The 13,025-nt window shown below is 61.0% G+C and carries 14 protein-coding genes, 1 tRNA gene and 1 pseudogene; 10 read left to right on the top strand and 6 right to left on the bottom strand.

The features are described from left to right. Positions 1-65 precede the first annotated feature (65 nt). The gene (locus HX855_RS20850) at positions 66-281 is read left to right on the top strand and encodes a hypothetical protein (protein WP_177084336.1); all 216 of its coding nucleotides are present in this window, start codon (positions 66-68) and stop codon (positions 279-281) included. On the opposite strand, the gene yacG is transcribed toward HX855_RS20850, so the two are convergent. The 4 genes from yacG to HX855_RS20830 are packed head-to-tail and all read right to left on the bottom strand — an operon-like array spanning position 278 to position 3,178. Then, complete coding sequence (yacG, locus tag HX855_RS20845) at positions 278-478, bottom strand: DNA gyrase inhibitor YacG (RefSeq protein ID WP_010174995.1); 201 nt, start codon at positions 476-478, stop codon at positions 278-280. The genes HX855_RS20850 and yacG overlap by 4 nt on opposite strands. Continuing rightward, complete coding sequence (gene coaE / locus HX855_RS20840) at positions 475-1,098, bottom strand: dephospho-CoA kinase (RefSeq protein ID WP_177084332.1); 624 nt, start codon at positions 1,096-1,098, stop codon at positions 475-477. The genes yacG and coaE overlap by 4 nt, the downstream gene beginning before the upstream one ends. Continuing rightward, positions 1,095-1,973 carry a prepilin peptidase gene (locus HX855_RS20835; protein WP_375140090.1) on the bottom strand — a complete coding sequence of 293 codons (879 nt, stop codon included), beginning with the start codon at positions 1,971-1,973 and terminating at the stop codon, positions 1,095-1,097. Before HX855_RS20835 ends, coaE begins: the two co-directional genes overlap by 4 nt. After that, on the bottom strand, positions 1,970-3,178 hold the full coding sequence (locus HX855_RS20830; RefSeq protein ID WP_218175774.1) for a type II secretion system F family protein: 1,209 nt from the start codon (positions 3,176-3,178) through the stop codon (positions 1,970-1,972). The genes HX855_RS20835 and HX855_RS20830 overlap by 4 nt, the downstream gene beginning before the upstream one ends. Positions 3,179-3,379: 201 nt before the next feature. Between HX855_RS20830 and HX855_RS20825 the strand changes: the two genes are divergently transcribed. The 4 genes from HX855_RS20825 (at position 3,380) to HX855_RS20810 (ending at position 5,843) form a co-directional block, all read left to right on the top strand. Continuing rightward, positions 3,380-3,793 carry a pilin gene (locus HX855_RS20825; RefSeq protein ID WP_177084422.1) on the top strand — a complete coding sequence of 138 codons (414 nt, stop codon included), beginning with the start codon at positions 3,380-3,382 and terminating at the stop codon, positions 3,791-3,793. 86 nt (positions 3,794-3,879) lie between these two features. Further along, positions 3,880-5,289 (top strand): O-antigen ligase, encoded by a 1,410-nt coding sequence (locus HX855_RS20820; RefSeq protein WP_177084330.1) that lies wholly within the window; start codon positions 3,880-3,882, stop codon positions 5,287-5,289. Between the two features lie 39 nt (positions 5,290-5,328). Then, positions 5,329-5,401, top strand: a tRNA-Thr gene (locus HX855_RS20815). 136 nt (positions 5,402-5,537) lie between these two features. Continuing rightward, positions 5,538-5,843, top strand: coding sequence for a DUF6388 family protein (locus tag HX855_RS20810; RefSeq protein WP_177084328.1), 306 nt, complete (start codon positions 5,538-5,540; stop codon positions 5,841-5,843). Between the two features lie 5 nt (positions 5,844-5,848). On the opposite strand, the pseudogene HX855_RS33430 reads toward HX855_RS20810, so the two are convergent. Beyond that, a pseudogene (locus HX855_RS33430) lies at positions 5,849-5,962 on the bottom strand (outer membrane lipoprotein carrier protein LolA); the annotation flags it as partial. Next, complete coding sequence (gene nadC, locus HX855_RS20805) at positions 5,959-6,807, bottom strand: carboxylating nicotinate-nucleotide diphosphorylase (protein WP_177084325.1); 849 nt, start codon at positions 6,805-6,807, stop codon at positions 5,959-5,961. The gene nadC and the pseudogene HX855_RS33430, both read right to left, overlap by 4 nt. A gap of 280 nt (positions 6,808-7,087) precedes the next feature. Here nadC and HX855_RS20800 point away from each other — a divergent pair, with 280 nt between their 5' ends. The 5 genes from HX855_RS20800 to HX855_RS20785 all read left to right on the top strand — a co-directional run bounded on the left by HX855_RS20800 (position 7,088) and on the right by HX855_RS20785 (position 12,965). Continuing rightward, a complete protein-coding gene (locus HX855_RS20800) occupies positions 7,088-9,244 on the top strand; it encodes a DUF1631 domain-containing protein (RefSeq protein ID WP_177084323.1) in 2,157 nt (718 codons plus the stop codon). Positions 9,245-9,305: 61 nt separating this feature from the next. Then, entirely contained in the window at positions 9,306-9,869 is a 564-nt protein-coding gene (gene ampD / locus HX855_RS20795; RefSeq protein WP_177084321.1) for a 1,6-anhydro-N-acetylmuramyl-L-alanine amidase AmpD, read from the top strand. Beyond that, the gene (gene ampE, locus HX855_RS20790; RefSeq protein WP_177084319.1) at positions 9,866-10,702 is read left to right on the top strand and encodes a regulatory signaling modulator protein AmpE; all 837 of its coding nucleotides are present in this window, start codon (positions 9,866-9,868) and stop codon (positions 10,700-10,702) included. The genes ampD and ampE overlap by 4 nt, the downstream gene beginning before the upstream one ends. A 231-nt stretch (positions 10,703-10,933) precedes the next feature. Continuing rightward, complete coding sequence (locus HX855_RS33905) at positions 10,934-11,596, top strand: hypothetical protein (RefSeq protein ID WP_375140089.1); 663 nt, start codon at positions 10,934-10,936, stop codon at positions 11,594-11,596. Further along, complete coding sequence (locus tag HX855_RS20785; RefSeq protein ID WP_375140092.1) at positions 11,538-12,965, top strand: methyl-accepting chemotaxis protein; 1,428 nt, start codon at positions 11,538-11,540, stop codon at positions 12,963-12,965. Before HX855_RS33905 ends, HX855_RS20785 begins: the two co-directional genes overlap by 59 nt. Positions 12,966-13,025 lie beyond the last annotated feature (60 nt).

The following is a 13,025-nucleotide window of genomic DNA, read 5'->3' as shown; positions in this document are numbered from 1 at the left end:
TCCAGGTCAAAGGCTGCATACGTGAGGGGTCGCATGCTCTGCAAAATTTCCAGGAGCACGCAATCATGAGTGTGTACGAGTGGGCACGGCAGGAGTTACGCAGAAGCCAGGACGCGGCGCAGGAAATCGGCTTTGTCCCGGGCTTGACCCTGCGCGCCATGCTCAGTGCGGTGGTGCAGCAGAGCAAGGGCGTGCGCAGTTTTGAAGACCTGGCCGACGAGCTGCAATACCTTGCAGAGAACCTCGACGACCAGCAGGACTATGGCTTTATGCGGCCTTAGTGTTTGGGCTGAAAGTCTTCGGAGAACAGCTCGTCTTCGGCGTCCGGGCTGACCGGGATCTTGTGTTCTTCCGACGCCCAGGCGCCCAGGTCAATCAGTTTGCAACGGTCCGAGCAGAACGGACGGTTGGGGTTGGTCGCTTTCCATTCCACGGGTGCGCCGCAGGTTGGGCATTCGACGGTCAAGGGTTGGCTCATGATCGGCCTCCACGCAAAGTAAGGTAAAAGTGGTGCAGTCGCTCGACCTCGGCATGTAACCGGGCCAGGTCCTGGTCGTTGACCAGCACGTCATCGGCATGGCGCAGGCGGTCTTCACGGGTGGCCTGGGCCTTGAGAATCGCCTGCACCTGTTCTTCGCTGATGCCGTCGCGCTGCAGGGTACGCTGAATCTGCAACGATTGCGGCACGTCGATCACCAGCACCCGTTGGGTCATGGTGTACTGGCCGGACTCGATCAACAACGGCGACACCAGGATCGCGTAAGGCGATTGGGCGCGCGCCAGATGGCTGCGAATTTCCTCGGTGATCAGCGGGTGCAGCAACGCCTCCAGCCAACGGCGCTCGTCGGGTACTTCGAAGATCAGCTTGCGCAGCGCCCCACGGTTCAGTTGCCCGTCAGGCAGCAGCACGCCGGCACCGAAATGCCCGGCAATCTGCGCCAGGGCCGGGCGCCCGGGTTCGACGACCCAGCGCGCGGCGTGGTCGGCGTCAATCAAGTCCACGCCAAGCCGTACGAAGTGTTCGGCTGCCGCGCTTTTGCCACTGCCGATACCGCCAGTGAGGCCAAGAATCCAGGGTGTTGCAACAGAAGTGGTCATCTGAAACCGACAGACTGCAAATAGAAGTCGGTTATTTGACCACCCCAGAGCAATGCAATCCAGCCGGCAATTGCCAGATACGGACCAAAAGGCATGGGAGTCGATGCCTGGGCTTTGCGCCGGCGCAAGAGAATCAGCCCACCCACCACGCCCACCAGGGAAGACAGCAGCAGCGTCATCGGCAGGATTTGCCAGCCGCCCCAGGCGCCGAGCATCGCCAGCAGCTTGAAATCGCCGTGACCCATGCCGTCCTTGCCGGTGATCAGCTTGAACAGCCAGAACACCGACCACAGGCTCATGTAGCCGGCGACCGCGCCCCACACCGCATCGGGCAATGACACGAAAGCGCCAAAGCTGTTGAGGGTCAGCCCCAGCCAGAGCAGTGGCAGCACCAGGGCATCCGGCAGTAACTGATGATCCACATCGATCAGGCTCATCGCCAACAAACCCCAACTCAACAACATCACCGCGCCGGCTGCCCAGCCGAAGCCGAAATGCCAGGCGACAACCGCCGAGATCAACCCGCACGCCAATTCGGTGAAGGGGTACCGAGCGCTGATAGGTTGATGACAACGTGAACAGCGCCCCTTGAGCAACAGGTAGCTAAGCAGCGGAATGTTTTCCCAGGGGCGAATCGGGTGGTCGCAGTGCGGGCAGCAGGAGTTGGGCCGCATGAGGTTGTAAGGGGCAGTGATGGGCTCGGCGGGCAGGCCAAGGACTTCGTGGGCCTGGGCTCGCCATTCACGCTCCAGCATTTTCGGCAGGCGCCATACCAGCACGTTGAGAAAGCTGCCGACAATCAGGCCCAGCAACAGTGAACCCCATACGAACGCCCACGGCTGATCAATCAGCACTTCAGTCAGGGGCGGGCTCAAAAGGCCGTACCGAGCTGGAAGATCGGCAGGTACATCGCGAGCACCAAGGCCCCGACGATGCCGCCGAGTACCACCATGATCAGCGGCTCCATCAGGCTGGTGAGGTTATCCACCAGGTTATCGACGTCGGTCTCGTAGTGGCTGGCGACTTTTTCCAGCATGTTGTCCAGCGTGCCCGACTCCTCGCCGATAGCGGTCATTTGAATCGCCATGCCTGGAAACAGCCCGCTTGCGGCCATGGATTCATTCAATTGGGTTCCGGTTGCTACGTCGTGGCGCATACGATTGATTGCCTGTTTGAATAGCCCATTGCCCGTGGCCCCAGCCACGGAGTCCAATGCTTGTACCAGCGGTACTCCAGCCGCAAATGTGGTTGATAGCGTGCGGGCATAGCGCGCGACGGCCGATTTTTTCAGCAGTGTGCCTGCCACCGGGGCTTTCAACAAACGGGCATCGAGCCAGTGACGAAAGCCTGTCGATGAGCGATAGGCTTTGCGCAGCCCCGCGAAACCGGTCCCTGCGGCCAAAATCAGCCCCCACCCGTTTTGCTGCACGAACTCCGACAGGCTGATGACCCCCAGGGTAAAGCCCGGCAGTTGCCCATCGACGCCGGCAAACAGGCCCTGGAACTGGGGCACAACGTGAATCAGTAGGATGGCGCTGACAGCGGTGGCGACTGCCAGTACCGTCATGGGGTAGGTCATGGCCTTTTTGATTCGGGCTTTCAGCCGTTCGCTTTTTTCCAGGTGGGTGGCGACCCGCTCCAGCAGTGCTTCGAGTGCGCCGGCCTGTTCCCCCGCCGCAATCAGGTTGCAGTACAACTCATCGAAGTAGCGTGGTTGCTTCTGCAAGGCAACAGCCAGGCTACTGCCGGCGGCTATTTCCTGCTTCAGGCCTTGTACCAGGGCACGCATATGCCGGTTGTCGACGCCTTCGGCGATAATATCCAGCGCTTGTAAAAGCGCGATACCGGCCCTTAGCAGCGTGGCCAATTGGCGTGTGAAGAGGGCGATCTCCGTGGGTTTGACCGGCGACGTGAAGCGGGGCCAACTCGCGGATTTTTTCCGTATGCGCCCTGGATTGATCCCTTGCTGGCGCAGCAGCGTCTTGATCAGTGCCGGATTGTGACCGCTGGTTTCTCCAGACACTTTGCGCCCGTTGCGGTTGACACCTTCCCAGGCATAGATCGCTGATACATCTTTCATTTCTCGGTTCCGCACACAGATAGTGGAAGATTTATAGCTTAGTCAGGTGGCGGATTCGGGCGGGGCCGCCTTGCGCGAAAAAATGTCAGTTTGTGCTTCTTGGGCAGGATTGGCTGCGCCGGGGTGAGTACACTGGCGCGGTTACCGAGACGGGGTGCAGGATGCGCCTTGCGACAGGTTCTATTCTGGAGAGTGAATGTGATGCGTCAGAAAGGCTTTACCTTGATCGAATTGTTGATCGTCGTGGCGATCATCGGCATTTTGGCCACCATCGGCCTGCCCATGTACACCAAGCACCAGGCCAAGGCCAAGTTCACCGCGGGGCTGGCGGAAATCTCCGCATTGAAAGCGGGCTTTGAAGACACCCTGAACCAAGGTACGCCGCCGACCCTGGCGTTGGTGGGCGGGACCAGTCCAACGGCCAATTGCAAGATTGAGGTGACCGGTGACGTCGCCACTGGCGTGGGCACGATTGCCTGCGAAATCCTCGATGCGCCCGCGCCCGTCCTGGGCAAGAGCATCACCTTGACCCGCAGTGCCACGACCGGCTGGAAGTGCACCACCACCGCAGAAGACCAATACGCTGCCAAAGGTTGTGCCTCCGGCGGCGCCTGATAGCAAGCTCGTCTACTGTTTACGCAACAATGGACAGTGCGTGCGTAAACCGCTCCCTATCCGCCACAAGGAAGTAGAGGTTGCCGATGACGTTGTCCGTTCAGCAGCGGGGGAGCACATTCCTCGTGGTGGTTATGTGTTTGCTGACCCTGGCTATTTGCGCGCCTTTCAGTAGCCATGACTGGCAACGTGTGGTGCAGGTATCGGTGGCGCTGTGCGCGGTGGTGTATGGGCTGTGCTTGCCGCGACTGGAGCGCTGCGTCGATAGACCGACGTCGCTGGGGCTGGCGCTGATTGGAGCGTTCGGCCTGGTGTCGGCAGCGTTGGCCCATCAGCCACTTTGGGCCTTGACCGAACTGGCGCTGGCAATCAGCTGCAGTGCCATTGCCGTTGCTTTCAGCCGGGTCAGGCGCAAGGGGGACGAGCCCCTGGATCGCGTCTTGATTCTATTCGTGCTGTTACTGTGCCTGATCAAAAGTATTCAATACCTGTATGCCGGTGTCCTCGCGTTTACCAGCGGCGAAACGGTCTTGAATACCGATTTGCTGTTGTCCGGATTTTCCAACAAGCGTTTCTACGGGCAATTCCAGACCTTCACCCTGCCGCTGCTCGCACTTCCCTTGCTGCTTTCATATGTCTCACGTACGGCGCGGGCAATGGTGTTTGCGCTGCTCTGCGTCTGGTGGCTGATCGCGATCAGCGGGGGGACCCGAGGCACGTGGCTCGGTATGGGCGTCGCCGGCTCCTTGCTGGTGTTTTTGGGGCCTCCGGGGCGACGCTGGGTGGCCTGGCAGGCGGCGGCGCTGGCCTGTGGATTGTTGCTGTATGAGTTGATCTTCTCCGTGCTGGCAGGTTACCTGGGGATTGAGATTTCCAACGGTGCCGTCGATCGCCTGACGACCAGCCTGTCAGGGCGTGGCCCTATCTGGTGGCAGGCCTGGAACATGATTCTTGAGCGGCCTTGGCTGGGCTTCGGGCCGATGCATTTCGCCGATATTGCCAACGACATTGCTGCTCACCCTCACCAGGCGATTCTGCAGTGGGCCAGCGAATGGGGGGTGCCGTCCACGCTGGGTGTGATCGCGCTGGTTGCGTGGGCGGGTTGGGCAACCGTGGGGGTATTGCGTGAGCGTGCGTTGTCGTTGGCGCCGGTGGATCTGCTACGGCTGTGCCTGTTTGCTTCGTTGATCGGTGCGCTGACCCAGGCCCAGGTGGATGGGGTGATCGTGATGCCGGTTTCGCAACTCTGGCTGGCGCTGGTGGCCGGATGGCTGATGGCGTTGCATGTGTGGCGAACTCCACCCGTCGCCCCGGCGCCGAGGGTGTACGGCGCCTGGATCGCCGCGAGTGTCGCGGCCGTCGGCTTGCTGGTGTTCGTCGCGATTCGTGACGTGCCCCGCCTCACGGAGCGTAGCGAGCATTACATGACCCTGAGCAATGGTCACCTGCAGCCACGCTTTTGGGTGCAGGGTGTGATTGCCCTCGAAAAGCAGTGAGTTGCCGGACGTCCAAGGCAGTGCTAGCTTTAGCCCACCGCCCGTGTAGCTCAGCCGGTAGAGCAGCGCACTCGTAACGCGAAGGTCGCAGGTTCGATTCCTGTCTCGGGCAAAAAGGCAACACAGTTTTCAGATGATCCCAGAATGGTTCTGAAGGCCAGACGAACCGGTATTCATGCCTGTTCTTTTGTATCTGCGCGACCTTGATGACCCAGATGCATCCCCATTCCTCGATCTAAGAGAACGACATGACCACACAAGAAATGACCCAGGAAGCGCGCCACGAAGCAGCCCTCAAAAAGTACGTTGCGGAGTCGCCGGAACTGCTGGATGAGATCAAGGACCTGAGCGCCGATGATCAAAGGGACCAGATCCAATGGTCATTTGAGGATGAGGCCGAGGCCCAGGGCCTGCAGCCATGGGAGCTGACCCTCAAGTACACCTCTACCCCCGAAGCGTTCGAGGCCGCGCGTCTGGCGTTGCACAAGGAGGCTGCCGAGGTGCTGGGTGTGGACTGGAACGAGTACTGCGGGATGAATAACCTCGCGATCTGAGACGTAACTGTAGGAGCGAGCTTGCTCGCGAAAAACCTGAGGACCCTGCGGGGTATCAGGTTTTTCGCGTTATCGTTGACGATCTTCGCGAGCAAGCTCGCTCCTACAGGTGTTGTCAGAGACTCAGCCGCATCGACAAATCCACCGCCTTCACATCCTTGGTCATCGCCCCGATGGAGATGTAGTCCACCCCGGTTTCAGCGATGGGCAGCAGGGTGCTTTCGTTAATCCCGCCGCTGGCTTCCAGCTTGGCCTTGCCGCCGTTCAGGCGCACGGCTTCGCGCATGTCATCCAGGCTCAACTCATCCAGCATGATGATGTCGGCACCCGCCGCCAATGCGTCGCGCAGTTCCTCCAGGCTTTCCACTTCGATTTCCACCGGCTTGCCCGGGGCGATCTTGTGGGCCGCGCTGATGGCCTGGGCAATGCCGCCACAGGCTGCGATGTGGTTTTCCTTGATCAGGAACGCGTCGTACAGGCCGATGCGGTGGTTGTGGCAGCCGCCGCAGGTCACCGCGTACTTTTGCGCCAGGCGCAGGCCAGGCAGGGTCTTGCGGGTGTCCAGCAGCTTGACCTGGGTTGTGGCGACAAAGTCCGCCAAATACTGGGCGCGGGTGGCAACGCCTGACAGCAGTTGCAGAAAATTCAGCGCGCAACGTTCGCCACTGAGCAGCGAACGGGCCGGGCCTTCCAGGTGAAAAAGCGCCTGGTTCGGGCTCACCCGCTCGCCGTCACGCACCTGCCAATGCACGGCGACGCGCGGGTCCAGCTGACGAAACACCGCCTCCACCCAGGCGGTACCGCTGATAACGGCGGTATCACGGGTGATGATCGTGGCCTTGGCCAGGCGTTCGGCAGGGATCAGTTGTGCGGTGATATCCCCACTGCCGATGTCTTCCAGCAATGCGCGACGCACGTTGGCTTCGATTTCAGCGGTCAGGTCGGCTAGGCGAAGATTGGGCATAACAGGCTCCACAAACAAAGTGCCTGGATTATAGGGGCAGGGCGGGCCCGAACCCAAGGCAGCAGATGCCGCTGACGCAGCCAGCGGTGCTCATTTACACGGCAATCACAGAGTTTGCTGGCGCAACAGCCCCCATTTGCAAGATAATCTCGCGCCTTGCAATTGGCGTCATAGCTTTGACGTCGCGGTGATAGCCCGTTTTTCGCGGTCCCCAGGACGTTCACCCTGTGGCTGCACCGATCTTTCACAGAATCGAATACCGCCGTTTCAGGAGGCCAGGATGCACAATGACGGGAAGGTGGTGCCGATCAATAAGGCACGGGCGATACCCTCGCCGCTCGCCTGCCTGCCGGTGGTGTTGCTCCAGGTCCGCGACAGGGCCGCGCAGCAACTCAAGCAGGGCTTGCAGGAGCTGTTTGATAACGCCGACGACACCTTGTTTGAAATGGCGGACAAAACCCGCAACAACGTCGACCACGGTATTTTCTTTGAAGCCATGCGCGACTTGCGCCTCAAGCGCAAGAATTTCGAGCGCGGCTTTATGGAGCAGCTCTACGAGGCGTTTGCCAATCTTGGCAACGTAGAGCGCGGTGAACTGCAACTGACTCCGGTAATGTCCTACGCGGCGGTGCCGGGTGGCTCCAGCGACGAGCGGGAAAAAGCCGTGGCCCTTGAGGCCATGCTGGGCAAGGTACTGCGCCGCGATGGCCTGGCCCTTGGGCAGTTGACCGCACGCCTGAACGCGTTGCTCGACAAGCGCCTGGATGATCGGGACAACCCCCTGGGCCCGGCGATGCTGTGCGCGTTCTTTCTGCAAGCGGGGCGCAACCTTGGCGTCGAGATCCGGGTCAAGCTGATCATCCTCAAGCTGTTCGAAAAATACGTCCTCAGTGACGCCGATCTGTTGTACGGCGAAGCCAATCAATTGCTGATCGCCACCGGCGTGCTGCCTGAACTCAAGGCGGTGCCCTCGCGGCGTGCCGTCGCCGCCGATTTACCCGAAGACGTCCCTCCCGTCGTCGGCCATCCAGCGGACGACAGCGCTCAGGAAGTTTTTGCGGCGTTGCAGGAGCTGCTGTCGGCGGTGCGCGGCAGTGTGGCGCCCACCCTTGAGGCCAGTGCCGAGACCCAACCCATCTCCACCCGTGATCTGCTGCGCCTGCTCTCCCATTTGCAGCAATACGTGCCTGCGCCAGAGGTCGAGGATGACTTCGACCTGCGCAACCAGCTTGAGCAATTGCTGACCCGGGTCAGCGTCAAGAGTGGCAAGTCGCGGGTGGTCGAGGATGCGGACGAGGATGTGATCAACCTGATCGCCATGCTCTTCGAGTTCATTCTCGATGACGCCACGGTGCCTGAGTCGCTCAAGGCGCTGATCACCCGCTTGCAGATTCCAATGTTGAAAGTGGCAGTGCTGGACAAGAGCTTTTTCAGTCGCGCCAATCATCCGGCGCGGCGCCTGCTCAATGAAATTGCCACGGCGGCCATGGGCTGGAGTCGGCGCGACGACTATCAGCGCGACAGCCTGTACCTGCATATCGAGCAGGTGGTGCAGCGGTTGTTGAATGACTTTGTGGATGACCCGGCGATTTTTTCCCAGATGCTGACGGAGTTCACGGCGTTTACCCATGACGAGCGGCGGCGCAGCGAATTGCTGGAACAGCGTACCCGTGATGCCGAAGAAGGGCGTGCCCGGACCGAAATCGCCCGTCAGCGCGTGGCCGAGGCCCTCAACCAGCGGCTGCTGGGCAAAGTGTTGCCCGAGGTCGTGGTGCGGTTCCTGCAACAGGCCTGGAGCCAGGTGCTGTTGCTGGCCTGCCTGAAGCATGGCGAACAGTCGCCGCAATGGCTGGCCGGGTTGCGCACCATGGACGAGTTGATCTGGAGTGTGGGCCTGAGTGAAGACACCGAAGCGGGCCGGCACTTGCTGGAGCAGTTGCCCGGCTTGCTCAAGGCCCTGCGCGACGGGTTGAGCGGGGCGGCGTTTGATCCTTTCATCACCCGGGAATTTTTCACCCAGTTGCAGACCCTGCATGTCCTGTCTTTCCGGGGCAATGCCGACGGGCAGCCTGGGTTGTCGCAGGTCGAGGTGCGCGAGGCATTCGTGCTCAGTCCGGATGCGCCGGCCCTTGCAGTGAGCCTGCCGGAAGATGACCCCGACCTGCTCAAGGCCCGACAATTGCGGGTGGGTTGCTGGGTCGAGTTCCAGGAAGACCCTGAAAACACCCTGCGTTGCAAGCTGGCGGCGATTATTGCGCCGGGCAATACCTGTATTTTTGTCAATCGGACCGGCCTCAAGGTTTTGGAAAAAAGCCCGGTCGAGCTGGCTCTGGAGTTCAAGCGCGGTGCGGTACGAACCCTGGATGATGCGCTGCTGTTCGACCGTGCCCTGGCCTCGGTGATTGGCAACCTGCGCCAACTTCATCGCGCCAAGTGATCGCAACCGGACACTGGAACGCGGCATACTGAGTCACCCCAGCCTCGTTCAAGGAACCTGTATGCAGTTGGACCCCGCCAGCGGTTGGTGCCAGGGCATTCGTCATTGCCCTTCGCCCAACTTCAACGAGCGCCCCGGTGGCGAGATTTCCCTGTTGGTGGTGCACAACATCAGCCTGCCGCCTGCGCAATTCGCCACCGGCAAGGTGCATGAGTTTTTCCAGAATCGTCTGGATGTCACGGAACATCCCTACTTTGAGGGGATTGCCGACCTACGGGTTTCTGCGCATTTTCTGATTGAGCGCGATGGCGCGGTGACGCAGTTTGTCTCGTGCCGGGACCGGGCGTGGCATGCCGGCGTATCGAGCTTCGAGGGCCGTGAGACCTGTAACGACTTTTCCCTGGGGATCGAGCTGGAAGGCACCGACGACCTGCCGTTCACCGATGCCCAGTATCAATCCCTGATCGCCCTGACGCGCCAGTTGCTGGTGGCGTACACGGGCATTACCCGCCAGCGCATTTGTGGCCATAGCGATATCGCCCCGGGACGCAAGACCGATCCCGGACCCGCTTTTGATTGGGCGCGCTTTCGCAGCGCCTTGCAGGATGGAGGACACGCACAATGAGTTTTCTGGTGTTGGTGCTGGCGGTATGGATCGAGAAGTTCTCGGCCTTGCGTCAGCGTATACAACGTGATGGCGGTTGGCTGCGGGAGCTGGCCAAGCTGGAATCGAGCCCGAGTATGGGCAAACGGCCATGGCTGATTCTCGCGTTGCTGGTGCTGCTGCCGGTGGCTTTGCTCGCGCTGTTGCTGGTGGTACTGGAGCCGGTGGCTTATGGCCTGTTGGCGCTGCCGGTGCATTTGCTGGTGGTGATCTACAGCCTGGGCCGTGGCGATCTATTGGCCGGGCTGGGACCGTTTCGGGATGCCTGGCGCCGGGGTGACCTGCAAGCGGCCGAGCATGTGGCCGAGCGCGATCTGCGCATCAGCGCCGACAGTGGCGAGCAGTTGCTGGAGCGGGTCCAGGGCCACCTGTTGTGGCAGGCCTACCAAAGCTTCTTCGCGGTGATTTTCTGGTACTTCCTGCTCGGTCCGGTGGCTGCCCTGGCCTACCGGCTGCTGGCGCTGGCGACCGAGAACAGCCAGAACCCGCTGGTGGCAGAACGTGCGGGCCAATTGCGCCATGCCTTCGACTGGCTGCCGGTACGCCTGCTGGCAGCCAGTTTTGCCCTGGTGGGCAACTTTGTGGCGGTGGGCCGGGTGATGCTCCACGAACTGCTGAGCTGGGACATCACGGCGGCGCAACTGGTGGACAAGGTCGGCCTGGTGGCCGCTGAAATCCCGCCACCGGTGGTGGGCGCCGAGGGCGTCAACAGCCTGGATCGAATCTGGGAACTGCTGCTGCGCGCCGCCGTGCTGTGGTACGCCGGTTTCGCCATCTGGACCGTGCTGCCCTGATTCGCCCCCTGTAGGAGCGAGCTTGCTCGCGAAAAACGCAAGGACACCGCGTGCATCCAGACAGCGCGCGTTATCGTTGATGTTCTTCGCGAGCAAGCTGGCTCCTGCCTTCGTTAACCTTAAGTTACAAACCTCCTTTTCGAATTGAGCTATACAGACAGAGCGCCAAATAGTGGCTATCTGCCGCCGCCCTGCGCCCTCAATAAAAATAAAAGAAAAGGGAGTTCACCTGTGAAGAGCTTGCTCTATCCCGCCGTCGCGTTCATGAACCGCCTGACCTTCGGCATGAAGTTCAGCCTCATCAGCGTGTTGTTCCTGCTGCCGATGCTGGCCACCAACTATTACCTGGTGCGTGACTCCTGGCGCGAGTTCCAGGGCACCCGTATCGAATTGCAAAGCCTCGACCTGCTGGGCAGCAGCCTGGCCCTGCGCCGCGACCTGGAAACCCTGAACAACCAGGTGCAGATCAACGCCACCCTCGGCCAATCAGGCAAGGCCGGTGATATCGAAAGCACAATCACCGCCCTCGAACAGAGCCTGTTACAACGCCTGCAGGGCCTCCAAGCCCTCTCCGCAGACCCCGAACAAGCCGCCGCATTTGACGCCAAGCGCGATGAGCTGATCGCCGCCTTCAAGGCCCAGCAGCAGGAAACCTCGCTGCTCAGCAAAAGCGCACTGATCGGCAAACTCCTCAACAAGGCGCAGATGCTCAGCCAGATCATTGCCAGGCCAATCCGGCCTGAGCCGCGACCCCCAAGGCGACCTGCGCCAACTCAGCGAACTGATCACCAGCGTCACCCCGCAAGTCACCCAGACCCTGGGCGAAGGCCGGGCCATGGGCGCTTACTCCTTGGGCCAAGGCTTTCTCAACTCGTCGTCCAGCACCCGTTTTGATGAGTTGCTGCAACAACTGGAAAAGCTCCAGGCTGAATACGGCCTGAAGCTGCAAGACGCCCTTGGCTCCAGCAAACCCGCCCACGCCGCGCTGGCCAGCCTGGCGGACGCGAGCAAGGCCAGCCTCAAACAAGGCAGCGAGTTGTTCGAAGAACAGGTGGTGATGGCCGAAACCCTCGACGCTCCATGGCAAGGTTTCTACGACGCGGTCAGCACATTGATGGCCAAGACCTACCAGCTCGACGAAGCCACCCTGACCTTTCTTGAACAGCAACTGGAGCAGCGCCTGTCAGAAAACCGCACGCACATGATCGGATTGGTGACGGCCCTGGTGTCGGTATTCTTGCTGATCTTCTATTTGTACGCCGGTTTCTATGCCTCCACCCGCACCACCCTGCGCCGCCTCGGGGCGATGATGGACAAAGTGGCGGCGGGGGATATGACTGTCAGCTTCGTTGCCCACAGCCGTGACGAGCTGGGTGACCTGGGGCAGGTGTTCAACGGCACCGTGGCTAAAATCCATGACCTGATCGAGCGGGTAGGCCACACCGTCAATCAGGTCGAACATCAGGCGGGGCAAGTGGAGTCGGTGTCGGCTCGCAGCAACCAGGCCGTGTCCGGCCAGCGCAGCCAGATCGAACACGTGGCGACCGCCATGAACCAGATGTCATCCACCGCCCAGGAAGTGGCGCGCAGCGCGGCGGCGGCGGTCAGCAGTGCCCACAGCGTCAACGATGAAACCGTCAGCGGTCGCGGCCTGGTGCAATCCCAGCAAGGCAGCATCGCGGCGCTGGCCTCTGAGATCGATCAGTCGGTGCGGGTGATCAACCAGTTGGCCATCGACAGCCAATCCATCAGCCGCGTGCTGGAAGTGATCAAGAGCATCGCCGAACAAACCAATCTGCTGGCGCTGAATGCCGCCATCGAGGCCGCGCGCGCCGGCGAGCAAGGGCGGGGTTTTGCCGTGGTGGCCGATGAAGTGCGCACCCTGGCCCGGCGCACCCAGCACTCCACCGAGGAAATCGAACAGATGATCGCCAAGCTCCACAGCGGCGTCGGTGCTGCGGTGAAGGCCATGGGCACCAGCCATGAGATGGCCAATGGCACGGTGGGGCAGTCGGAAAAAGTCCAGAGGGCTCTGGAAAATATCCTTGGTGCTGTAGGCATGATCGTTGACCAGAACCAGCAGATTGCCGCCGCCGTCGAGCAGCAGACCGCCGTGGCCCACGACATCGATCAGAATATCGTCGAGATCAACCTTGCCGGTGAGCACGCGGCGCAGGGCGCGCACCAGACCGAAGAGGCCAGCCGGCAGTTATCGTTGCAAGTGATCGAGCTCAAGCAGTTGATCGGTGCCTTTCGGGTGTGAGGTGTGGTTGTAGGATTACTTCGTGGATGGCGTGGCACTTGTCTTGTTTTTGGCGTTGAT

This window comes from Pseudomonas sp. IPO3778 (assembly GCF_013386825.1).
Classification (GTDB): Bacteria; Pseudomonadota; Gammaproteobacteria; order Pseudomonadales; family Pseudomonadaceae; genus Aquipseudomonas.
Note: the sequence above shows the minus strand (reverse complement) of the source record. Positions and strands in the feature narration are given on the sequence as shown.